The organism is Luteibacter flocculans (assembly GCF_023612255.1).
Lineage (GTDB): Bacteria > Pseudomonadota > Gammaproteobacteria > Xanthomonadales > Rhodanobacteraceae > Luteibacter > Luteibacter flocculans.
Genome location: NZ_CP063231.1, coordinates 2,828,287 through 2,849,386, shown reverse-complemented (window position 1 = coordinate 2,849,386; position 21,100 = coordinate 2,828,287). Strand labels below are relative to the sequence as shown.

Sequence of the window (21,100 nt, the reverse complement as noted above, 5' to 3'; positions counted from 1 at the left end):
TCATGGCAAACCCTTGCGCTTCCGCAGGCATCCTTCCCGCAGGTTTTCACGCCCCGGATCGTCATGCGCTTGCGTTCACTCCTTTTCGTCGTCCTCGGCGCCGTCGTGGCGCTTCCCGTGCAGGCGGAGGTGACGATCGACGGGCATATCGACCCCGCGGAATGGCGTGGCGCCCAGCACATCGTGGACTTCCGGCAGACCCAGCCGTTCACGGGGAAGCCGGGCAGCCAACCGACCGAGGCCTGGGTGTTGTCCACGCCCAAGGGTCTTGCGGTGGCGATACGCGCCACGCAGTCGCCGGACATTCCGCGCTCCCGGCAGCAGGCACGTCGCGACGAGAGCGCGCTGGTCGATCGCATCAACGTGATGGTCGACTTCAATGGCGACGGCCGCGTCGGCTACGACTTCGAGGTGAAGTCGCAGGGTGGCGTGGCCGACGAGGTCATCACCAACGAATCCGACTTCAGCTACGACTGGGATGGCCGCTGGGACCACGCCGTCAGCGAGGATGCGGATGGCTATTCGGTGGAACTGCTTATCCCCTGGTACATCGCGCCCATGCAGAAGGCGCATGGCGACGTGCGCACGATCGGGCTGTATCTCGATCGCGTCGTCGGCAGCACCGGCGAGCGCATGGGCTGGCCGACCATCGCCTTCGATCAGGGGAGGTTTCTTTCGAGTTTCCAGCGGGTGGAGCTGCCGGCGTATTCGCAGTCGCTGGTCGCGGTCACGCCGTATCTCGTCGGCAGGGTGGATCGCGCTCACGGTGGTACGTCGTTCGAGCAGGGCGCCGACATTCTCTGGAAACCGAACGGGCAGACCCAGTTCACCGCCACGATCAATCCGGATTTCGGCCAGGTGGAGAGCGACGACCTCGTGGTGAACTTCTCGCCCGAGGAAACCTTCTTCACGGACAAGCGCCCGTTTTTCTCCGAGAACCAGGGCATCTTCGATTTCAGCCTGCTCGATGACGACTCGCAGCTCGTCTACACGCGCCGCGTGGGAGGCGCATCCGACGATGGGCACGGCGCAGCGGATATCGCCGCCGCGGTGAAGGTGAATGGCAGCGTGGGCTCCACTAACTACGGCATTCTCACCGCGCAGGAAAAAGGCGACGCGGGCCGCACCTTCGGCGCATTTCGCCTGAGCCAGAACCTGGGCTCGCAGACCTTCGGCATGCTCGCCACACGGGTGAATCACCCGTATCTCGACCGCGATGCGAACGTGCTCGGCTTCGATCATCGCTGGCAACCGAACGACGTCTTCTCCATCACGAGCAACGTCGTGGGTAGCCGGATCGACCAGCCACAGGCCGACAGCAGCGGGCTCGGCGCCACCAGCATCGCCTATTGGCAGATGGACGACACATGGAGCCAGCAATGGCTCGGGATGTACTTCGGTCGCCGTCTGGAGATCGACGATTTCGGTTACCTCCCCCGCAACGACATGACCTACCTGCACTGGGAAGTGCGTCGCCGCGTGACGGGGCTGCCGGAAGATTCGGCCTATAGCTCGCACCTGTGGCGATATCGGATATCGGCGCTCGACAACACGCGCGGTGTCACCGTGCATCGGCGATTCCGCATCCAGCGTGACAGCCGCCGTCGCGACGGTGGTAACGAAACATGGCGCCTGGATGCGTTCACGTCCGCGTACGACGATCTGCTCACCCGCGGTGGCAACGCCTTGCATACGCCACCGACGGCCAAGTTGACCTACGAGCGTGAGCGTCCGCGCGTCGGTCGCTGGGCGTGGGAAGCCGAAGGGTTCGTCAAGGGCAATGCGCTCAGCGGCTATCACCGGCTCGGTTACTACTTCAAGTTCACGCCGACGTACTTCATCACCGATGCGTTCAGCGTGTTCACTGGCGCAAGCTACGAGTGGGACCCCAACTGGTTGATCTGGCAGCACGACAATCTGGTCGGCGCCTTCGACGGACGCACCATCGGGATCGACAGTGGCGTGAACTGGAACATCGGGAACAAGCAGGAGCTTCGAGTGAAGCTGCAGACGCTTGCCGTGGGGGCGAAGCTGCGTCGGGCGCTGGAAGTGACGCCGACGGGCGGCGCTGTACCGAGCGACGAGTCGGTGGACGCGCTGGGCGTGGCTAACCTCGGTTTTCAGATCCGCTACCGCTACGAGATCGCGCCGCTGTCGGACCTGTACATCGTCTACAACCGCGGTGGCTACGTGGACGACACCAACGACGATCTCGGATCGCAGTTCCGCCAGGGTTTCAGCCTCAAGGATGTGAACGAGGGCCTCGTGAAGATCGCCTATCGCCTGGAGTTCTAGAGCTCACCGTCATCAATAGAGGAAGGCTTCACGCGGCCTGTGGCATTTCTCCGCGCCACGACGATTGGCGGAGAGGCACGTGCCACAGCGAGAGAACCCGGTGCCGGGGCGGACTATCGGCGAGCACGGCGTCATCGGCAATCTCGACACGGTGGCGTTGATCGCCAGCGACGGCACCCTCGATTTCATGTGCTGGCCGCACCTGGACAGCCCCACCGCGTTCGCGGCGCTGCTCGATCCCGACACGGGCGGGTCGTTTTCCATCACGCCTGCGCTCGATGACGCGCGACGCATGCAGTTGTACGTGCCAGAGACGAACATCCTCGTCACTCGCTGGATGAGCGAGCAGGGCAGCGTGGAGTTGACGGACTTCATGCCGCATCCGGAGGCGAAGGTGCGTGTGCCCCGCTGCGTGGTGCGGCGCGTCCGCGTGCCGCGCGGCCGAGTGCGCATCGAGGCATGCTGCCGCCCGCGCCTCGACTACGCTGCCGGTGCGCCCCAGGCGAACGAATACGGCGACACGGTGGTGTTCGTAGACGGTGCGAGCGCGCTGCGCCTGGGGGCGTCGGTGCCGCTGACGACGGGCGGCGGCGAGGCGCGAGCGACCTTCGAGCTGGACGCGCGCCAGGAAGCCTGGTTCGTACTCTGCGACGAGGAGTGCGATCCGCTGGACGCCGCGGAGTGCAAAGCGGCGCTGGACGCGACCGCGGACGCCTGGCGCCATTGGACCCGACAGTCCAACTACCGTGGTCGCTGGCGCGAATACGTCGAGCGGTCCGCGCTGGTGCTTAAGCTTCTTACCTCGCATCGGCACGGCTCGATCGCGGCGGCCGCGACCTTCGGACTGCCGGAAGCCACCGGCGCCGAGCGCAACTGGGATTATCGGGCGACCTGGATTCGTGATGCCTCGTTCACCGTCTACGCCTTCATGCGCCTCGGCTACATCGACGAGGCGGAGCACTTTCGGCGCTGGATCGAAGAGCGGATGGTGAATCTGGATGACGACGCCACCTTGAAAGTGATGTACGCGCTCGATGGGCGGGACGCTCGTGACGAGGACACGCTCGATCATCTGGCCGGCTATGCCGGATCGCAGCCGGTTCGCATCGGCAACGCCGCGCGCTCGCAAACCCAGTTGGACATCTACGGCGAACTGTTGGACAGCATCTACCTGTCCAACAAGTACGGCACGGCGATCAGTCATGCGGGCTGGGAGCACGTGAAGCGACTGGTGGAACATGTGCGCGCACATTGGCGCGATCCGGACGAAGGCATCTGGGAAATTCGCGATGCGCCGCGGCATTTTCTCCATTCGCGTCTGATGTGCTGGGTGGCGCTGGACCGCGCCGTGCGTCTGGCGAGCAAGCGCTCGCTACCCGCGCCGCTGGTGGAGTGGGCGCACGAGCGCGACCTCATCGCCGACGACATCTGGACGCATTATCGCCATCCGGAACATGGCTACTTCGTGCAGTCGCGCGGCGGTCGGGATCTCGACGCCGCGTTGCTCATGATGCCTCTGGTCCGTTTCGTCTCAGCCACCGATCCAGTCTGGCTGGCGACGCTGGATGCGATCGGCGAACAGCTCGCCGACGACGGCCTGGTGTTCCGCTATCGCAATGCGGACGGACTGGAAGGCGGCGAGGGCGCGTTCACCACATGCACGTTCTGGTATGTGGAGTGTCTCGCACGCGCCGGCCGCCTGCACGAAGCGCGCGAGATGATGGCGCGCGGCGTGCATTACGCGAATCATCTCGGGCTGTTTTCCGAAGAACTGAGCCTGCGCGCGGAGCCGCTGGGAAACTTCCCGCAGGCGCTGACGCATCTGGCGTTCGTCAGCGCCGCGTATTACCTCGACCGGCAGCTTTCCGATCCGGACGGGCAGGTGTGGCAGCCCTAGCGGCGGATCAGATTTCGTTCTCGTCCGGATCCACGAACTCGATCGCGGCCTCGCGCGTGCCCGCGGTTTCCTCGGCGATCTCACGCACGCGCTCGCCGATCTTCTCGTTGGGCACTTCGATCTCCATGGTGTAGGTACGCGAACTCATGTCGTCGGACAGGTTCTGCGAGCTGGAGTCGTCGCGGAAATCGTTCATGAAGTCGTCGATCTCTTCGACCCGCTCGACCCTGTCCACGCCATGGATGGCGGTGAGTACGTCGTCGAAGATGTCGCGGTCGCCGGTGATGCGGAGGTGGATGCGGGGCATGGGTGTCTCCTGGGCAATTAACGAACGATGCTGCGGCGGGCTATGTATGCCGGAGGTGTAGGCAGCGGCTACCATGGGTCTTTTCGAGCCGATCCCATGGCCAAGACCTACGACCAGGCGTACTTCGACAAGTGGTACCGCAGTGCCGAGCACGCGGTGCGCTCCCCGGCAGAACTCCAACGCAAGGTGGCGATGGTACTTGGACAGGCCGAGTTCTATCTTGGTCGCCCTGTGCGTAACGTGCTCGACGTCGGCTGCGGCGAAGCACCCTGGCGCGCCGTGCTGCGGCGCCTGCGCCCCGGCATCGACTACCGCGGCCTGGAGGCCAGCGAATACGCGGTGGCCCGCTATGGGCGTTCGCGGAATATCGGTTACGCGCGCTTTGGGCAACTGGCGGAACTGCGTTTCGATACGCGGTTCGACCTGATCGTCTGCACCGACGTGCTGCATTACCTCACGCCAGCGGAGATCCGCGCCGGCCTCATCGGCATCGGCGAGATGGTGGAAGGCCTCGCGTTCCTTGAGGTCTATACACGCGAGGACGATCCGGGTGGCGACCGCCAGGGCTTCATCGGCCGGCCGGCACGCTGGTACCGCGAGGCGTTTGCCAGCCAGGGCCTGATCCCGGTGGGTTCGCAGTGCTATGCAAGCCCGCGGCTGGCCCGCCACGTGGCGTCGCTGGAACGACTCTGACCGTTAGGGGTTTGCGGTAGCGGTGAACCAGGCGATGGTCGCCAGCGCATTGTTCGCTGCGTGGGCCACGAACGCCGGCCAGAGCGAGCCGCTGCGCACGCGCAGCCAGGCGCAGAACAGGCCCACCAGGATGAGATTGGGCACGGCGTACCAGAGCCAGCCCAGGTCGGGCAGGTGGACCGTGCCAAAGATGACCCCGGAGAGCACGATGGCCCAGTTGTCGCCGAGGCGTGTGCGCAGGATGGACAGCAGCGCCCCGCGGAAAAGCAGTTCCTCGACCGCGGGCCCCACCAGAACGACCACGGGCAAGAGGGCGATGCGCATGGCGAGATGGGCGTTGTCCGCGATCTCGCTGACCGCCTGGGTGACCTCGTGGTCGCCGGCCAGTAGCTGGGTGAGCAGGCCGCCGAGGACGGGCGCGGCAATGCCCAGCGCGGTGCCGATCGCCACGTAACGGCCCTCGGGCTGCGTGAAGCCGAGGCCCTGAGCACCGGCGTCCGTGGCACGTCCAACGCCCCAGCGCCGCAGCAGCAAGGCGAAGGTCAGGCTCGCGGAGCACAGCAGGGTAACCACGACCACCAGGATCAGGCGATCGGGCGCAGCCGGCACCTGCTCCGGATAGTGCCGCGCGATCAGCATCGAGATCCCGCCGAACAGGCCGCCGAAGGCGAACTGCATCACGAAATACGCCGCGATGCAGAGCACCGTCTCGATGACGCCGGGCGGTGCGCGAAGCGGGCGGGGCAGGGCGGGAGGGAAGGAGTCGTCGTAAGCCATGCGGCACCCTAGCCGACGCACGCGATAGGGGCAACGACGCTTCCGACACAGAACGTCACGCCGCCCCTGTATAGTTGATCGCCCCTAAGGAGGAAACCGGGCGCCTCGACGCGCCGACTCATGTTCGCATTCGACTGGCTAGCCGACCCTTCAGCCTGGGCGGGTCTTCTCACGTTGATCGTGCTGGAGATCGTGCTCGGTATCGACAACCTCGTCTTCGTCGCGATTCTCGCGGACAAGCTCCATGCCCGGCAGCGCGATCATGCGCGCCTCCTGGGCCTCGGCCTTGCGCTGGTCATGCGCCTGTGCCTGCTCGCCGCCATGTCCTGGCTGGTGACCCTGACTCGCCCCTTGGTCGAATGGAACGGCTTTAGCCTGTCCTGGCGTGACCTCATTCTGTTGATCGGCGGCGCGTTCCTTCTGTTCAAGGCCACGCTGGAACTTCACGAACGCCTCGAAGCCTCCGAGCACGACGACGGCAAGGCCGGGCGCCGGGCCAGTTTCTGGCTGGTGGTGGCGCAGATCGTGGTGCTCGACGCCGTGTTCTCGTTGGACTCGGTCATTACCGCCGTCGGCATGGTGGACCACCTCTCGATCATGATGGTCGGCGTGGTCATCGCCATGGCCTTGATGATCACCGCAAGCAAGCCGCTCACCGCCTTCGTCAATGCACGCCCGACGGTGGTCATCCTTTGCCTGTCCTTCCTGCTGATGATCGGCTTCAGCCTCATCGCAGAAGGTTTCGGGTTCCATATTCCCAAGGGGTATCTGTACGCCGCGATCGGCTTCTCGATCATGATCGAGGTGTTCAACCAGACCATGCGGCGCAATCGACGCCGTTCGCTGCTGGTCGGGGGCCGGGCCATGCGCGATCGCACGGCCAAGGCCGTGCTGCGTCTGCTCGGCGGTACCGCGGACGACGAGGCCGAGGGCGGCAAGGGCGAGGCTGCGCCGGAAGCGGCCGAGGCCGCCGTCTTCGGCAAGGACGAACTGGAAATGGTCCAGGGCGTGCTCGATCTCTCGCAGCGTCCCGTGCGTTCGATCATGACGCCGCGCACGGAGATCGTCTGGGTCGACCCCGACGAGGATCTGCCGATTCTGCTTACCGAGGCCCGCGAGTCCTCGCACCACTGGATGCTGGTGGCGCGCGGCGATCTCGACGCGCTGGTGGGTGTGGTTTCCTCGCGCGATCTGTTGGCGAGTCTCAACGATCACGGCCGGCTCGACGACGCCGTGGTGCGCAAGCCGATCACGGTGCTGGAATCCCTCAGCGTGTTGCGGTTGATCGACGAATTTCGCCGTGCGCCGTTACAGGTCGCACTGGTGGTGGACGAGTACGGCAGCATCCTCGGCCTCGTCACGCCGGCCGACGTGCTCGAAACCATTGCAGGCGAATTCCCCGACGAAACCCGCGAGGGCGATCCGTCTGCGGTGAGCGAGCCAGATGGTGCATGGCTGCTCGATGCCAGCCTCGACGTGCGGCGTGTGGAGCACCTGCTGGGTCATCGACTGCCGGGTGCCGGCGAAGGCAACTTCGCCACGCTCGCGGGCTTCGTGCTGCAGCAGCTGGGTCGTCTGCCGAGTGTCGGCGACCGCTTCGAAACCGATGGTCTCGCCTTCGAGGTCACGGCCATGGAAGGTGCCCGTATCCAACGCCTGCGCGTGCTGGCGCTGGAACGCGACGAGGAATAACGCTGCCATAGGAAGGTTGTGGGAGCCGCTATAGCGGCGAGAAGCCAACGAAGCGGTGTAGCGGTGAGGAAGGCCACATCGCCAGCAGGCTGGCTCCCACCGGCAAGCTCCCATCGCCAGCAGGCTGGCTCCCACCAGCAAGTAGTAGCCCCCCACCGGCAAGTAGTAGTTCCTACCTGCACGCTTCCCTCGCCGCCATGGCGGCTCCCACAGGGAACCGTGCGGTCAGGTTCCGGCCGCTTCCTCGACGGGCGTGGCGTTGTTTTCCATGATGGCCATGCCCATGCCGCCCGCGGCCATCAGCATCAGTGCCGCCCAGGCGATCATCGACACGATGTAACCCGGGCCGCGTCGCGCCGGGTCGCGAAGGTAGGCTGCGGCGTACCAGACGCGGCCTGCCAGCCACACGAGACCCGCGATGCCGGCCCAGAGGGGATCGACGTACTGCGCGGCCAGCCATAGGGCCGGGATGAACATTACGGCGTTTTCCAGCGTGTTCATCTGTACTCGCCAGGCGCGCTCGAACGCCGGATCGCCGGAGATCGAAGGCGCCTTGATGCCATAACGTTCACGGGCACGGCCTACCATCCACACCGTAGCGAACATGAGGAGCAGGGTGAGAAGGGTGACGACGGCGGGGAGTTGGCTGGTCATGAGTGATCCGTGGGTCGACTTCGACCGCGGAGTGTACCGGCAACGGTCTGTGCGAACATGCCTACAGCGTCTCGCTTGGGGCGCAACGTGAGGGGTTGAACCATGCTCTGGCAAAAAGGGCGTAGAAGCGACAACGTGGAAGACGCCGGTCAAGGCGGTGGCGGAGGTCCGTCGTTCGGTGGCCGTGGGTTGGGCATCGGTGGCATCATCGTCCTCGCCATCCTCGGTCTGGTCTTCTTCAAGGATCCCACCGCATTGCTGGGCCAGGGCGACCCTGGCGCGGCGGCGCCGCCGTCGACGCAACAGGCCCCTCATCAGGCAGCGGCCAACGATCCGCAGGTGGACTTCGTCCGCGCGATCCTCGGCGAAACCGAGGACACCTGGAGCGAGATCTTTGCTGCGAATGGGCAGCAGTACGAACAACCGAAGCTGGTGCTGTTCCGCAACGGCGTCCGCACCGCATGCGGGTCGGCATCGTCCGCGGTCGGCCCGTTCTATTGTCCTGGCGACCACCGCGTCTATCTGGACCTCGGCTTCTTCCAGGAGATGCAGTCGCGTTTCCACGAGGCCGGCGACTTCGCCCGTGCTTACGTCATCGCCCACGAAGTGGGGCATCACGTGCAGAACCTGGTGGGCGTCTTCGACAAGGTGAGTGACGCTCGTCAGCGTGGCGCACGCCTCGAGGGCGCTACGGGTTTGTCCGTGCGACAGGAATTGCAGGCGGATTGCTTCGCAGGCGTGTGGGCCAATCATTCGCAGCAACGACAGCACTGGCTGCAGCCGGGTGACATCGAATCGGCAATCAACGCAGCCACGGCCATTGGCGACGATGCCTTGCAGGAGCAGTCACAGGGCAGGGTGGTGCCGGATTCCTTTACGCATGGCACATCAGCGCAGCGCGTGCATTGGTTCCGCACGGGGCTGGACAGCGGTGATGTCGGCAAGTGCAACACGTTCTCGGGACCGATCTGAACCATGCTCCATCCTTGCCTGCGCTGCGGCGCCTGCTGCGCGACGTATCGCGTGGCGTTCCATTGGTTGGAGACCGACACGGCCGGCGGCATCACGCCGGCCGCGCTCACCGAGCATCTCGATCCGCATCGTGTGGCGATGCATGGCACGAACGCGTACGAACCGCGCTGCAAGTCGCTGGTAGGTGAGGTTGGGGTCGCCGCGCATTGCGGCGTCTATGCAGTACGCCCGTCGCCCTGCCACGAGCTGCAGCCCGCGTGGGAAAACGGCCAGCCCAGCCCGCAATGCGACAAGGCGCGAATCAGGCACGGCATGCAGCCGCTGACGCCGGCGGATTTTTTGTAGGCGCCGGTCCAGGGCGATCAGACCCTGCGGGTGGGAGCTTGCCGGTGGGAGCCAGCCTGCTGGCGATGGGGATCTGACTCACCGCTACACCGCTTCGTTGGCTTATCGCCACCAGGGTGGCTTGTATGTTGTGTCCGCCCCTTTCTCTCGCCGGCAAGGCGAGGGATAAGGGGCTGGGGTGAGGGACGCTAGTGGTATCGGCTCGACCAACGAGACCGACAGTGAGAGACATCCCGACCCATCGTGAGCGTCGATGAAGGATCTGGCGATCCGATCGCCGATGAACAAGCTAACGCGTCGATGGGCTTCACCCCAGCCGTCCTTGAGACTACGAGGAGTGGGACCATGAAGCCAGTACGTCATTTCGGGATCGATATCGACAAGGCGGCTCTGACGGTGGCTTGCCACCAAGTGCCGGGTCAGACGCGGCGGATCGGCAACGACCCGCCGGCCATTGATGCGTGGCTGGATGAGTTGCCGCCGCGCAGCGTGCTGGCCGTGGAAGCCAGCGGCGCCTGCCATCAGACGTTGTTGCAGCGTGCGGTGGCCAAGGGGGTGGCCATTTACCTGCTCAATCCGCGGGACGTGCGCCATTACGCGGAGAGCCTGCGGCGACGGGCCAAGACCGATCGGGTCGACGCCCAAGTCATTGCCCGTTATCTGGAGCGCGAGCAGGACCATTTACGACGCTATACCGCGCCGGAAGAGCATGCGGCCAGCCTGGAATGGCTGCTGCGGCGACGGGCCTTGCTGGTGAGGCAGCAAGGCAGCCTGCGGTTAGGTTTCCAGGACGCGCCGCTGCCCGCTATCGATGCCTTGTTGGCGCAGTACAAAGCCGCCCTGGCCCAGATCGACCGACTCATCGATGAGCAGGTCGCCGCCGATCGGGCGCGCCAACAACAACGCGAACTGCTGCGCACCATTCCCGGCGTGGGGGCGCTTAGCAGTGCGGCCTTGCTGAGCCTTTTCTGGCGCCTGCCAGGCATTGGCGCCGAGGCGCTGATTGCCTATATCGGCTTGGACCCTCGGCCCCGGGAGTCCGGCAGCTACCGCGGCACGCGTAAGCTCTCCAAGCGGGGCGAGGCGGAATTTCGACGACTGACTTACATGGCGGCGGCCACCTTCGCTCGGCATACGGTCGGCCAAGCACTCTACGCGCGCTACCGCGCGCGCGGACTCAGTGCCACCGCCGTCTTCGTGATCCTGGCTCGGAAGATCATCCGACTCGCCCACGCCATCCTCACTAAAGGTCAGCCCTTCGACCCCGAACGCTTCGCTGCCGCTTGCGCCTCAACATAGGATCTCCCACCCTTGCCTTCTCAACCGTGCCTTCCCGCTCGTGCCGGGGATCAAAATGACAAAGGCCCCGTTTCCGGGGCCTTTGTCATTACGCGTCGCGCTTCTTGCGAGGCGGTTTGGCACCGCCCGGACGTCCGCCCGACGGGCGGAAGTTGCCGCGCGGACGCGGCGCGCCACCGCTACCACCGCCACCGCTCTGCGGCGACTCGGTGCCGTCCCATTCGCGGATCTTCAACTGCTGCTGGGCGACCCACACCTTCTTCAGGTGGTTGAAGGTCTCCGCGGGCATGCCGTCGGGGAGGTCGATCAGGCTATAGTCGTCACGGATGCTGACGCGGCCGATGAACTTGGCTTCCACGCCGCCTTCATTGGCGATCGCGCCCACGATGTTGCCCGGCTTCACGCCGTGCTCGTGGCCGACTTCGATGCGGTAGGTGCGCTTGCCGGCCTCGGTGACGTGAGGACGCGGCTGGCGCATGCCTTCGCGCACGGGACGGCGATCGTTGAAGTCGCCGCCGTCGCGCGACGGACGCTCGCGATCGAAGTCGCGCTGAGGGCGTTCACGGTCGAACTCGCGCGGCGGGCGCTCGGTGTACTCGCGCTTGGCCGGCGGCTCCAGCAGCAGCGGCTGGTCGCCCTGAGCGATGCGCGCGAGTGCCGCGGCGATTTCGATCGCCGGTACGTTGTGTTCCTGCTCGTACTTTTCCACCAATTGCTGGAACAGGCCGAGATCGCCCGTCGCCAGCGTTTCGGTGATGCGCTCGTTGAACTTGTTGACGCGGGTATCGTTCACCGCCTCGATCGTGGGCAACTGCATCTGCTCGATCGGCTGACGCGTGGCGCGCTCGATCTGACGTAGCAGGTTGCGCTCGCGCGGCGTGACGAAGAGGATCGCCTCGCCACTGCGGCCCGCGCGACCGGTGCGGCCGATGCGATGCACGTACGACTCGGTGTCGTGCGGGATATCGTAGTTGAGCACGTGGCTGATGCGTTCCACGTCGAGGCCGCGCGCGGCGACGTCCGTGGCGATCAGGATGTCGAGCTTGCCCGTCTTCAACTGGTCGATGACGCGCTCGCGCTGCGCCTGAGCGATGTCGCCGTTGATCGCAGCTGCCGCGAAACCGCGCGCCTGCAGCTTGCTGGCGAGTTCTTCGGTGGCCGACTTGGTGCGCGCGAAGACGATCATGGCGTCGAAGCTCTCGGCTTCGAGGATGCGCGTCAGGGCGTCGAGCTTGTGCACGCCGCTGACCCACCAGTAACGCTGGCGGATGTTCGCCGCCGTGGTGGTCTTGTTCTTGATCGTGACTTCGGCAGGGTCTTTCAGGTAGGTCTGCGCGATGCGGCGGATCGGTGCCGGCATGGTTGCGGAGAACAGCGCGACCTGGCGGCCTTCCGGCGTCGCCTGCAGCAGCTTCTCGACGTCGTCGATGAAGCCCATGCGCAGCATTTCGTCGGCCTCGTCGAGCACCATGAAGCGCAGCCCGGACAGGTCGAGCGTGCCCTTGTCGAGGTGGTCGATCACACGGCCGGGCGTACCGACGATGACCTGCGCACCGCGCTTCAGGCCCTGCAACTGCGGACCGTAGCTCTGCCCGCCGTAGATCGGCAGCACCTGGAAGCCGGGCAGGTAGGTGGCGTACTTCTGGAACGCTTCCGCGACCTGGATGGCGAGTTCGCGCGTGGGCGCGAGCACCAGGGCCTGGGGCTTGTTGCCGGCACGCAGATCGATCCGCGACAGGACTGGCAGCGCGAAAGCCGCGGTCTTGCCGGTACCGGTCTGCGCCTGGCCGATCACGTCGCGGCCTTCGAGCAGCGCCGGGATGGTGGCGGCCTGGATGGGGGAGGGGGTCTCATAGCCGACCTCGGTCAGCGCGCGCACGACGTTGGCGTCGAGGGCAAGCGCGCTGAAACCGGGCAGGGCCGGAGCGTTATTTGTATCGGGGGATGACATGGCGACCTCGGGAGGGGCGCGGCGGCGACATTCGGCGCCGGGCAGTAGACGTATTGTAGCAGCGATGGGCGCGTTTCGCCGTGCATCCTGGCCTAGGTCCATGTCGGCGTTACACTCTTTAGTCAGCTTTTTGTCAGGACAGGCCTATGGCGGCGGTGGAAACCATCTCGGAACAACAGTGCTTCGGCGGTGTGCAGGGCTTTTATTCCCACGTGTCGGAGGCCTGCGGCGGGCCGATGCGCTTTGCGGTCTACCTGCCGCCGAAGGCCACGCAGGGCCCCGTGCCGGTGCTCTGGTTCCTCGCTGGGCTGACCTGCACGGCGGAGACCTTCACGATCAAGGCCGGCGCGCAACGCGTCGCGGCCGAACTGGGCCTGGCACTGGTCATGCCGGACACCAGCCCGCGCGACACCGGGATCGAAGGTGCCACGGGCGACTGGGAGTTCGGCGAGGGCGCCGGTTTCTACCTTGATGCCACCGAGGCGCCATGGCGCGAGCGCTTCCGGATGTACAGCTACGTAGTGGACGAACTGCCCCGCGTCGTCGCGGGCCGGTTTCCGCTCGACATGGGCCGGCAAGGCATCTTCGGTCATTCCATGGGCGGGCACGGTGCCCTGACCCTGGCGCTCCGCAATCCCGGCCGCTACCGCTCCCTCTCGGCCTTCGCGCCCATCGTGGCGCCGGCCAGCGTGCCCTGGGGCGAGAAGGCTTTTCCGCGCTACCTCGGCGACGATCGCAAGGCCTGGGCCCGGTACGACGCCACGGCCTTGGTCGCCGACGGCGCACGCTTCGCGGGCACCATCCTCATCGACCAGGGCGAGGCGGATGGCTTTCTCGTGAACCAGTTGCAGCCGCAGCGCTTCGAAGCGGCCTGCGAGGACGCCGGCCAGCCGCTGGCGCTGCGCATGCGCCCCGGGTACGACCACAGCTATTACTTCATCCAGACCTTCGTGGAGGAGCACCTGCGCCACCATGCGGAGATCCTCTGCGCATGAGCGAGCCGATCCGCATGCGCACCGCGCGCGCTGTGATCCGCCTGCTCGACGTAGAGGAAGCCGAGCTGCTGCGACGCTATCGCGTGGAAAACCGCGAGCATCTTGCGCCGTGGGAGCCGCTGCGCAGCGACTCGCACTACACGCTGGCGGGATGCCAGCAGGCCATCGAAGCCGGGCTGGAAGCGGCGCGTGCGGATCGGGGCTATCCCTTCGCCGTGCTGACGCCCGATGCCAGCGAGATGATCGCCAGCTTCACGCTGGCGAACGTGGTGCGCGGTGTCTTCCAGGCGTGCCATCTCGGCTACGGTATCGGGCGCCGACACGAAGGGCAGGGGCTGATGTACGAGGCGCTGGACGCCGCCATTCGCTACGCGTTCGGCCCGCTGGATTTTCATCGCGTGATGGCGAACTACATGCCGCGCAACGACCGCAGCGGGCGCCTGCTGGAACGGCTCGGTTTCGAGAAGGAAGGCTACGCGAAGCGCTACCTGAAGATCGATGGCGTCTGGGAGGACCACGTCCTCACCGCGAAGATCAGAACGCAGGCCTGAGCGGCGCAGGCTCCGCCGGTTCGCGCGACTTCCGTTCCGCATCGAACATCGCACGCCATGCGGCCCGTTCTTCCCATGCCAGCAGCAGGTATACGGCGAGCAAGGGGATGTGCGGTCCGAGCGTGTGACCCTCGGTGACGAAGTGATAGCCGAAGATCGTCACCACGGGGGCGGCCAGCAGAAGCAGGGCCAGCGGCACGAGGCGTGCGGCGATCAACGCCACGCCGGCATAGACGAACAGCACGCCGAGCAACGGCATGACGAAGCCACTCGCTTCGAGGCCTGCCATAAAGGTGCGTCCCGCGATCGTCAGCGGTTCGGGCGGCTGCCAGAAGCCGAAGATGTGATTCAGGCCGGAGAAGGTGAAGAGCGCACCAAAAGCCGTGCGCAACACGACGACGCTGTAGCGGTGAATGCGGGACATGCGAAATGGATACCTGATGGAGTGGCCTGCCACCCCGCATGATCCGGATTGCCGCATGGGTCAGCTATCGCCCATGCGGCTAGGCCGTCAGGCCTTGTTCGTGGCCGGGCCGCGACGCTGGCGACGACGCTTGTGGCTGCCGGTGCTCTCGCCGGTGCCTGCGGCGGCATGACCGTGCGGGCGATGCGACGGCGAGCGACCGCCACCGTTGCCACCCTGGCGGCCTTGGCTGCTGCCACCCGGACGGCCCTGGCCACCGCCGCTCTGCGAGCGCGGCTGGCGCTGCTGCTGCTTCGGACGGGGCGCGCCGGCATCGAGACGCAGCGGGGTGCTGGGTTCGAAGCCTTCGATGTTGCGGATCGACAGGTCGGTCTTGAGCAGGCGGCCGATGTCGCGCAGCAGGCCCGACTCGTCGTGACTCACGAGCGAGATGGCCTGGCCTTCCGCACCCGCACGACCGGTACGACCGATGCGATGCACGTAGTCTTCCGCGACCATCGGGAGGTCGAAGTTGATCACGACCGGCAACTGGTCGATATCGATGCCGCGTGCGGCGATGTCGGTGGCGACCAGCACGGTGACGCGGCCGGTCTTGAAGTCCGACAGGGCGCGCGTGCGCGCGTTCTGGCTCTTGTTGCCATGGATCGCGGCGGCACGAATGCCTGCCTGTTCCAGATGACGCACGAGCTTGTCCGCGCCGTGCTTCGTACGACCGAACACCAGCGTCTGGCGGCGGCTGTCCTGCGCAAGAATGTGCAGCAGCAGGTCGCGCTTGGCAGCGGCATCCACCGGATGCACCACGTGGGTCACGGTGTTGGCGACGGTATTCGCAGGCGTGGTGGACACTTCGTGCGGATCGCGCATGAACTGCTGCGCCAGCGCCTTGATCTCCGGTGCGAACGTGGCCGAGAACAGCAGCGTCTGACGCTGGCGCGGCACGGCGGCGAGGATGCGCTTCAGCGCGGGCAGGAAGCCCATGTCGAGCATGCGGTCGGCCTCGTCGAGGACGAGCATGTCGACCTTCGACAGATCGACGGAGCGCTGCTGCATGTGGTCGATCAGGCGGCCCGGCGTGGCGACGACGATGTCGACGCCGCGACGCAGTGCCTGCAACTGATTGCCCATGCCGACGCCGCCGAAGATCACGGTGCTGGAGAGGCGCACGTACTTGCCGTAGTCGCGCAGGTTTTCCTGCACCTGGGCAGCGAGTTCGCGGGTGGGCGTGAGGATCAGCGCGCGGATGGGCCGACGGCCCTCGGTGCGATCTTCACGCGCCAGGCGATGAAGAAGGGGGAGCGAGAACGCGGCGGTCTTGCCCGTGCCGGTCTGGGCAGCGGCCATGAGATCGTGGCCGGCGAGGACCTCGGGGATGGCGGCGGCCTGGATGGGTGTCGGCTTTTCGTAACCGGCTTCGGAAAGCGCACGCAGCAACGCGGGCGCAAGGCCCAGCGAATCGAAAGACATGGAGGAACTCCTGCTTGACCCGAGCGTTCCCTGGAACCGCGCTGCGAGTTATGGATTGGCGGCCGCTCGCCATGACGAAGACAGCAGGCTGGCCGGTGTCGAGCGCGCGTCCGGGGGTGGGGGAACGGGCGGGAAACTTTCCACGCCGAGGGTCCGCAAGGGAGTCGGAGCGCAGCACGACCCGCCGAGTATACCTTATTGCGCCGCACAATGGGGCCGCCCTGCGAGAGCCGTTATCGCCAGCAGGCTGGCTCCCACCAGTGCCGCGGTGGGAGCCAGTCCGCTGGCGATCGGGAGTAGTAACAAGCCCCAAGAGTCGGTGGGAGCCGGCCTGCTGGCGATGGGGAGTAGCAACAACCCTCAAGAGCCGGTGGGAGCCAGCCCGCTGGCGATGGGGAGTAGCGATAACCCCAAGAGCCGGTGGGAGCCAGCCTGCTGGCGATGGGGAGCAACAGAATCGATACCGACCGGCTGGAGACTCTGTAGCGGTCAGAAGCTGACGGGCCGACGATGCGGTGGGGCGGTTTTCCTCGCCGCCATGGCGGCTCCCACAAGGAGGTTCGCCGGTCGACATGATGCTGTGGGAGCCGCTATAGCGGCGAGAAGCCGACGAAGCAATGAAGCGGCGAGGCTGGTTTTCTGCGGCTACCCGCGCGAAGCCGTCATCAACCAACTGTTGTACGGCGTGCGGCCGAACAGCGGGCGAAAGTCGACGTGGATGCCACGCGGTTCCAGTACCTGGCGGATGTCGTCCTCGGTCGGAAAATACTGCGCGCCGCCTGGAATCCAGCCCACCGCCTCGATGAATTTTTCTTCCCACACCGTGGCGCGATAGCGCCAGGAACCGTCGCGGATCACGTTGCGCAGGACCAGCACGCCGTCGTCGGCGAGATGATCCACCGCAAAGGCAAGCAGTTCGCTCTGACGTTCGCGCGGCAGGTAATGCAGTACATCGAGCATCGCCACGTGCCCGCGTACGGGTTGTGGCGTGGCGGCGTCCGCTTCGCGCAAGGCGATGGCATCGCCGAGACCGGCGCGTTCGGCCGCATCGCGGCCCATGGCGATCTTGCGCTGATCGTGGTCGAGGCCGACGTATTCGTCGAGCGCACCGCATGAGTGCAGGTAATGACCGAGCAGTCCCAGACCGCAGCCGATGTCGAGCAGCGGAAGACGGCGGCCGGCGATCGCGCGAGCGGTGGCGGCGTAGACGGGGTCGGTAGCGAGCTTGCCGTGGATGTAGATCCGATCGCCGCGACGGCGGAACCGGGCGGCGATGCGTCGCCTCGTGCGGCTATCGGGAATCATGGCGGCTGTCCTTGCGAGGATGGCCGGGGCGCATGCGCCCCGGCCGAACGATTACTGCTGCGACTGCGGCCGCTGACTGTTCTTGTTGATGTAGGCGTCGTATTCGCTCTTGTCGACGCGCCCATCGTGATTGAGGTCCGCTTCCGGGAAATGCGCTCGCAGTTCCTTCAGTGCATCGACGTCCTTGGGGATATCGCTGCGCTTGATGGATTTGCCGTCCTTGCTGATGTCCGAGAAGGCGGGAGCGCCGCTGTCGCCCGATGCATCCTGCGGTGCGATGCCGTGAGCGAGGGCGGCACCGGAAACCAGCGTGCCGAGCAGGGCGAATGTAACGAACGATCGGGAGTGCTTCATCGATTCCTCCGTGTGTCGTGGTGGCGGCCAGTGTAGTGCCGCAGCGTTATGGCGCCGTGAGGCGCGTGTCGGATAGTAGCGCTGTGCTAGCCTCGGCGCGGCCCGAGTTTGAGGAAATTCTCATGCAACTTCCCGCCGCCCTGCGCGACCTGGATTCCACGCAGCGGCACACCGTCGTCGCGAGTTTTCTAGGCTGGACGCTCGACGCGTTCGATTACTTTCTGTTGACCTTTGTGATCCTCGCCGTGGCACACGAGTTCGGTGCGTCGAAACAGGATGTGACCTACGGTTTGTTTCTGACGCTAGCCGCCAGACCGATCGGTGCGTTGATCTTCGGACGGCTCGCCGATCGCTATGGACGCCGTCCCGTGTTGATGGTCGACATCGTGTTGTTTTCGGTGCTCGAAGTGGCCTGTGCGTTTGCGCCTAGCCTGGCCGTGCTGCTCGGCCTGCGCTTTGCGTTCGGTATCGCCATGGGGGGCGAGTGGGGCATTGGCGCGTCGCTGGCGATGGAGTCCATCCCGGCGAAGTCGCGTGGCATGGTTTCCGGCTTGCTGCAGAGCGGTTATCCCTGCGGCTTCTTCTTGGCGGCGCTCGTCAACTGGCTGCTCGTGGATCACATCGGGTGGCGCGGTCTGTTCGTCGTCGGCGCGCTGCCCGCGCTTCTGGTGCTTTACATCCGCCGCAAGGTGCCGGAGTCGCCGGTGTGGAAATCGCGTCGTCATCACGCGCGGGAAAGCGTCTTCGTATCGATGCGCGGGCACTGGAAGCTGTTCGTCTACCTCATGCTGCTGATGGCGGCGTTCAACATGTTCAGCCATGGCTCGCAGGATATGTATCCGACGTTCGTGCAGTCGACGCTGAAGCTCCCCGCGGGGTCGAGCACAGCGTTCCTGCTGACGGCCCTGCTCAATCTCGGTGCGTTGGTCGGTGGCCTGAGCTTCGGTGCGCTTTCGGAGCGAATCGGCAGGCGCCGCGCAATCATCATTGCCGCGCTGCTCGCGCTACCGGTCATTCCGCTGTGGACCTACGGGGGTTCGCTTCTGCTGCTGGGTCTGGGTGCCTTCCTTATCCAGGTGATGGTGCAGGGCGCCTGGGGTGTGGTTCCCACGCATCTGAATGAGCTGGCGCCCGACGCCGTGCGCGGCACGTTGCCGGGATTCGCCTACCAGATGGGCAACCTGCTCGCGGCGATCACCGCCACGGCGCAGACCTGGGTGGCGGAGCGTCGTGGCGGCGATTTCGCCTTTGCGATGTCCTCATGGATCGCCGCCGTGGCGGTGCTGCTGGCGTTGCTTACCTGGCTGGGCCCGGAAGCCCGCGGCGTGGGCTTTGGCCGCCACAGGGCCGCGCGTGACGCCGGGGCCGACCGCGGCTAAAATCCCCGGTTTTCCTCCGTTGGAAACCAACATGCAGGCTGGCAAGGACAAGGTCGTTTCGTTCCACTACACGCTCACCGTCGACGGCGAGAAGGTCGAAAGCTCGGTCGAGGGCGGCGAGCCGTTGTGGATCCTGCTCGGCCACGGCCAGCTCATCCCGGGTCTGGAAGCCGGTCTGGAAGGCAAGTCGGTCGGCGACACGTTCGATGTCGAGATCGCCCCGGAGCAGGGCTACGGCCCGCGCCAGGAAGGCCTGACCCAGCGCGTGCCGAAGAAGTACTTCCCGAAGCAGGGCAAGGGCCTCAAGGCGGGCGACAGCACCGTGCTTTCGCTCAAGGAAGGCGGCAATCGCGTCGTGGTGGTGCAGAAGATCGGCTCCAGCGTGGTGGATGTGGACCTCAATCATCCGATGGCCGGCAAGACCTTGAACTTCCACGTCGACGTGCAGACGGTGCGTGACGCCTCGGAAGAGGAGATCGCCCACGGTCATGCTCACCCGCAGGGTGACGGCGCCCACTGAGCTGCCGTTCCTTCCGTGCAAACGAAACAAGGCGCCTCACGGCGCCTTGTTTCGTTTCCGGCCTGTGGATCGTGAATTACACGACCTTCTTGCCGTTGACCGAGATATCCACGTCGATGTTGCCGCGCGTGGCATGCGAGTACGGGCAGACGTCTTCGTGCGCGGTCTTCACGATCTCCTGCGCGGTGGCGTCATCGACGCCCGGCAGGGTCACTTCGAGCTTGGCCTGGATCGCAAAGCCGGAGCCTTCGCGCGGACCGATGCCCACGCTGCTGGCGACCGATGCGCCATCGACCTTGACCTTCTTCTGGCCGGCGACGAAGCGCACAGCGCCTTCGAAGCAGGCGGCGTAGCCGACCGCGAAGAGCTGTTCCGGGTTGCTGCCGCCACCGTTGCCGCCCATTTCCTTCGGCAGGCGCAGATCGAGCTTGATGAGGCCGTCGTCGGTCTCGGCGTGACCTTCGCGCCCACCGGACACCTTGGCGTGGGCGGTGTAGAGGATCTTCTGTACTTTCGAGATGTTGCTCATAGTCGTGAGTCCTTCGGTGAGGTGAGGGAAGGTCCGGCGACACCGGCCTTGAATGTATGAAAGCACACAATTAAATCGCGCGCAATTGAATTATTCTGAGTGACCCCTGGCGTTGGCATCCATTCAGTTAAGGACGCGGCGTCCGTAGACGAAGTTGTCCTTCCAGTAGGCACCATCCAGGTTGTCCAATCGTACCGTGCCGCCTGAGTTCGGCGCGTGGACGAAACGACCCTCGCCCACATAAACGCCCACGTGGGTCACGTGGCCGCGGCCAAAGAAGACGAGATCGCCGCTGGCGAGGTCCGCTTCACCCACCTTGGGCTTGTCAAGCGCGGCCATCTCCGCCGAGGTGCGCGGCAGGCGCATGCCGGTGGACGTCAGATAGATGTAGTTGATCAGCCCGCTGCAGTCGAAGCCACCTTGCGGGGTGTTGCCGCCCCAGCGGTAAGGAGTGCCGACCAGACCGATGGCGCGGAACAGCACGTCGTTGGCCGCATCCGCAGGAGGCGCGGCGGCAGGTTTCATCGACCAGCCAAGATTCTTGGCAATCGGCACGGCGGAGGCGGGGTTGCGCTGCTGCGAGGTGGATGGCTTGCGCGGGGCGCTGCCGCAGGCGGCAAGCAACGAGAGCAGCGCGGCGATGGTCAGGTGGCCAAGCCATGCCAGCGGGCGAGGATGGCGGTCGATGGGCAACATC

General features: G+C 65.6%; 21 protein-coding genes. 11 read left to right on the top strand and 10 right to left on the bottom strand.

Annotated elements, in window-relative coordinates; all coding sequences use genetic code 11:
• The first annotated feature begins 63 nt into the window (after nt 1-63).
• Nucleotides 64-2,295 carry a DUF5916 domain-containing protein gene (locus tag IM816_RS12290; protein WP_250338298.1) on the top strand — a complete coding sequence of 744 codons (2,232 nt, stop codon included), beginning with the start codon at nt 64-66 and terminating at the stop codon, nt 2,293-2,295.
• Between the two features lie 79 nt (nt 2,296-2,374).
• Complete coding sequence (locus IM816_RS12285; RefSeq protein WP_250338297.1) at nt 2,375-4,192, top strand: glycoside hydrolase family 15 protein; 1,818 nt, start codon at nt 2,375-2,377, stop codon at nt 4,190-4,192.
• A gap of 7 nt (nt 4,193-4,199) precedes the next feature.
• Here IM816_RS12285 and IM816_RS12280 read toward each other — a convergent pair whose 3' ends face one another.
• Nucleotides 4,200-4,499: a hypothetical protein gene (locus IM816_RS12280; RefSeq protein ID WP_250338296.1), complete on the bottom strand. Its 300-nt coding sequence runs from the start codon at nt 4,497-4,499 to the stop codon at nt 4,200-4,202.
• Nucleotides 4,500-4,595: 96 nt separating this feature from the next.
• Here IM816_RS12280 and IM816_RS12275 point away from each other — a divergent pair, with 96 nt between their 5' ends.
• Nucleotides 4,596-5,192, top strand: a complete 597-nt coding sequence (locus tag IM816_RS12275; RefSeq protein ID WP_250338295.1) for a class I SAM-dependent DNA methyltransferase — start codon at nt 4,596-4,598, stop codon at nt 5,190-5,192.
• Nucleotides 5,193-5,195: 3 nt separating this feature from the next.
• Here IM816_RS12275 and IM816_RS12270 read toward each other — a convergent pair whose 3' ends face one another.
• The gene (locus tag IM816_RS12270; RefSeq protein WP_250338294.1) at nt 5,196-5,969 is read right to left on the bottom strand and encodes a CPBP family intramembrane glutamic endopeptidase; all 774 of its coding nucleotides are present in this window, start codon (nt 5,967-5,969) and stop codon (nt 5,196-5,198) included.
• Between the two features lie 120 nt (nt 5,970-6,089).
• Here IM816_RS12270 and IM816_RS12265 point away from each other — a divergent pair, with 120 nt between their 5' ends.
• A complete protein-coding gene (locus IM816_RS12265) occupies nt 6,090-7,661 on the top strand; it encodes a TerC family protein (protein ID WP_250338293.1) in 1,572 nt (523 codons plus the stop codon).
• 225 nt (nt 7,662-7,886) lie between these two features.
• Here the strand turns inward: IM816_RS12265 and IM816_RS12260 are convergent, their stop codons facing one another.
• Nucleotides 7,887-8,315, bottom strand: a complete 429-nt coding sequence (locus IM816_RS12260) for an MAPEG family protein (RefSeq protein ID WP_250338292.1) — start codon at nt 8,313-8,315, stop codon at nt 7,887-7,889.
• 102 nt (nt 8,316-8,417) lie between these two features.
• Between IM816_RS12260 and ypfJ the strand changes: the two genes are divergently transcribed.
• The 3 genes from ypfJ to IM816_RS12245 all read left to right on the top strand — a co-directional run bounded on the left by ypfJ (nt 8,418) and on the right by IM816_RS12245 (nt 10,931).
• On the top strand, nt 8,418-9,287 hold the full coding sequence (gene ypfJ, locus IM816_RS12255) for a KPN_02809 family neutral zinc metallopeptidase (protein ID WP_250338291.1): 870 nt from the start codon (nt 8,418-8,420) through the stop codon (nt 9,285-9,287).
• Nucleotides 9,288-9,290: 3 nt separating this feature from the next.
• Nucleotides 9,291-9,632, top strand: a complete 342-nt coding sequence (locus IM816_RS12250) for a YkgJ family cysteine cluster protein (protein WP_072321523.1) — start codon at nt 9,291-9,293, stop codon at nt 9,630-9,632.
• A gap of 345 nt (nt 9,633-9,977) precedes the next feature.
• Complete coding sequence (locus tag IM816_RS12245) at nt 9,978-10,931, top strand: IS110 family transposase (RefSeq protein WP_250338290.1); 954 nt, start codon at nt 9,978-9,980, stop codon at nt 10,929-10,931.
• Nucleotides 10,932-11,019: 88 nt separating this feature from the next.
• On the opposite strand, the gene IM816_RS12240 is transcribed toward IM816_RS12245, so the two are convergent.
• Nucleotides 11,020-12,882, bottom strand: coding sequence for a DEAD/DEAH box helicase (locus IM816_RS12240; RefSeq protein WP_250338289.1), 1,863 nt, complete (start codon nt 12,880-12,882; stop codon nt 11,020-11,022).
• Between the two features lie 146 nt (nt 12,883-13,028).
• Between IM816_RS12240 and fghA the strand changes: the two genes are divergently transcribed.
• On the top strand, nt 13,029-13,877 hold the full coding sequence (gene fghA / locus IM816_RS12235) for an S-formylglutathione hydrolase (protein WP_305884053.1): 849 nt from the start codon (nt 13,029-13,031) through the stop codon (nt 13,875-13,877).
• Nucleotides 13,874-14,428 (top strand): ribosomal protein S5-alanine N-acetyltransferase, encoded by a 555-nt coding sequence (gene rimJ / locus IM816_RS12230; protein ID WP_250338288.1) that lies wholly within the window; start codon nt 13,874-13,876, stop codon nt 14,426-14,428. Before fghA ends, rimJ begins: the two co-directional genes overlap by 4 nt.
• Here the strand turns inward: rimJ and IM816_RS12225 are convergent.
• The 4 genes from IM816_RS12225 to IM816_RS12210 all read right to left on the bottom strand — a co-directional run bounded on the left by IM816_RS12225 (nt 14,412) and on the right by IM816_RS12210 (nt 17,975).
• Nucleotides 14,412-14,852 carry a hypothetical protein gene (locus IM816_RS12225; RefSeq protein ID WP_072321519.1) on the bottom strand — a complete coding sequence of 147 codons (441 nt, stop codon included), beginning with the start codon at nt 14,850-14,852 and terminating at the stop codon, nt 14,412-14,414. The genes rimJ and IM816_RS12225 overlap by 17 nt on opposite strands.
• An 87-nt stretch (nt 14,853-14,939) precedes the next feature.
• Nucleotides 14,940-16,316 (bottom strand): DEAD/DEAH box helicase, encoded by a 1,377-nt coding sequence (locus tag IM816_RS12220; protein ID WP_072321518.1) that lies wholly within the window; start codon nt 16,314-16,316, stop codon nt 14,940-14,942.
• A gap of 645 nt (nt 16,317-16,961) precedes the next feature.
• Nucleotides 16,962-17,621, bottom strand: a complete 660-nt coding sequence (locus tag IM816_RS12215; protein WP_250338287.1) for a class I SAM-dependent methyltransferase — start codon at nt 17,619-17,621, stop codon at nt 16,962-16,964.
• 51 nt (nt 17,622-17,672) lie between these two features.
• Nucleotides 17,673-17,975, bottom strand: coding sequence for a hypothetical protein (locus IM816_RS12210; protein WP_072321515.1), 303 nt, complete (start codon nt 17,973-17,975; stop codon nt 17,673-17,675).
• A gap of 122 nt (nt 17,976-18,097) precedes the next feature.
• Between IM816_RS12210 and IM816_RS12205 the strand changes: the two genes are divergently transcribed.
• Together IM816_RS12205 and IM816_RS12200 are read left to right on the top strand one after the other, a co-directional pair.
• Nucleotides 18,098-19,354 (top strand): MFS transporter, encoded by a 1,257-nt coding sequence (locus IM816_RS12205; protein ID WP_250338286.1) that lies wholly within the window; start codon nt 18,098-18,100, stop codon nt 19,352-19,354.
• Between the two features lie 31 nt (nt 19,355-19,385).
• Complete coding sequence (locus IM816_RS12200; RefSeq protein WP_072321513.1) at nt 19,386-19,874, top strand: FKBP-type peptidyl-prolyl cis-trans isomerase; 489 nt, start codon at nt 19,386-19,388, stop codon at nt 19,872-19,874.
• Nucleotides 19,875-19,950: 76 nt separating this feature from the next.
• Here the strand turns inward: IM816_RS12200 and IM816_RS12195 are convergent, their stop codons facing one another.
• Entirely contained in the window at nt 19,951-20,403 is a 453-nt protein-coding gene (locus tag IM816_RS12195; RefSeq protein ID WP_072321512.1) for an organic hydroperoxide resistance protein, read from the bottom strand.
• 123 nt (nt 20,404-20,526) lie between these two features.
• On the bottom strand, nt 20,527-21,099 hold the full coding sequence (locus IM816_RS12190; RefSeq protein ID WP_250338285.1) for a C40 family peptidase: 573 nt from the start codon (nt 21,097-21,099) through the stop codon (nt 20,527-20,529).
• Nucleotide 21,100 lies beyond the last annotated feature (1 nt).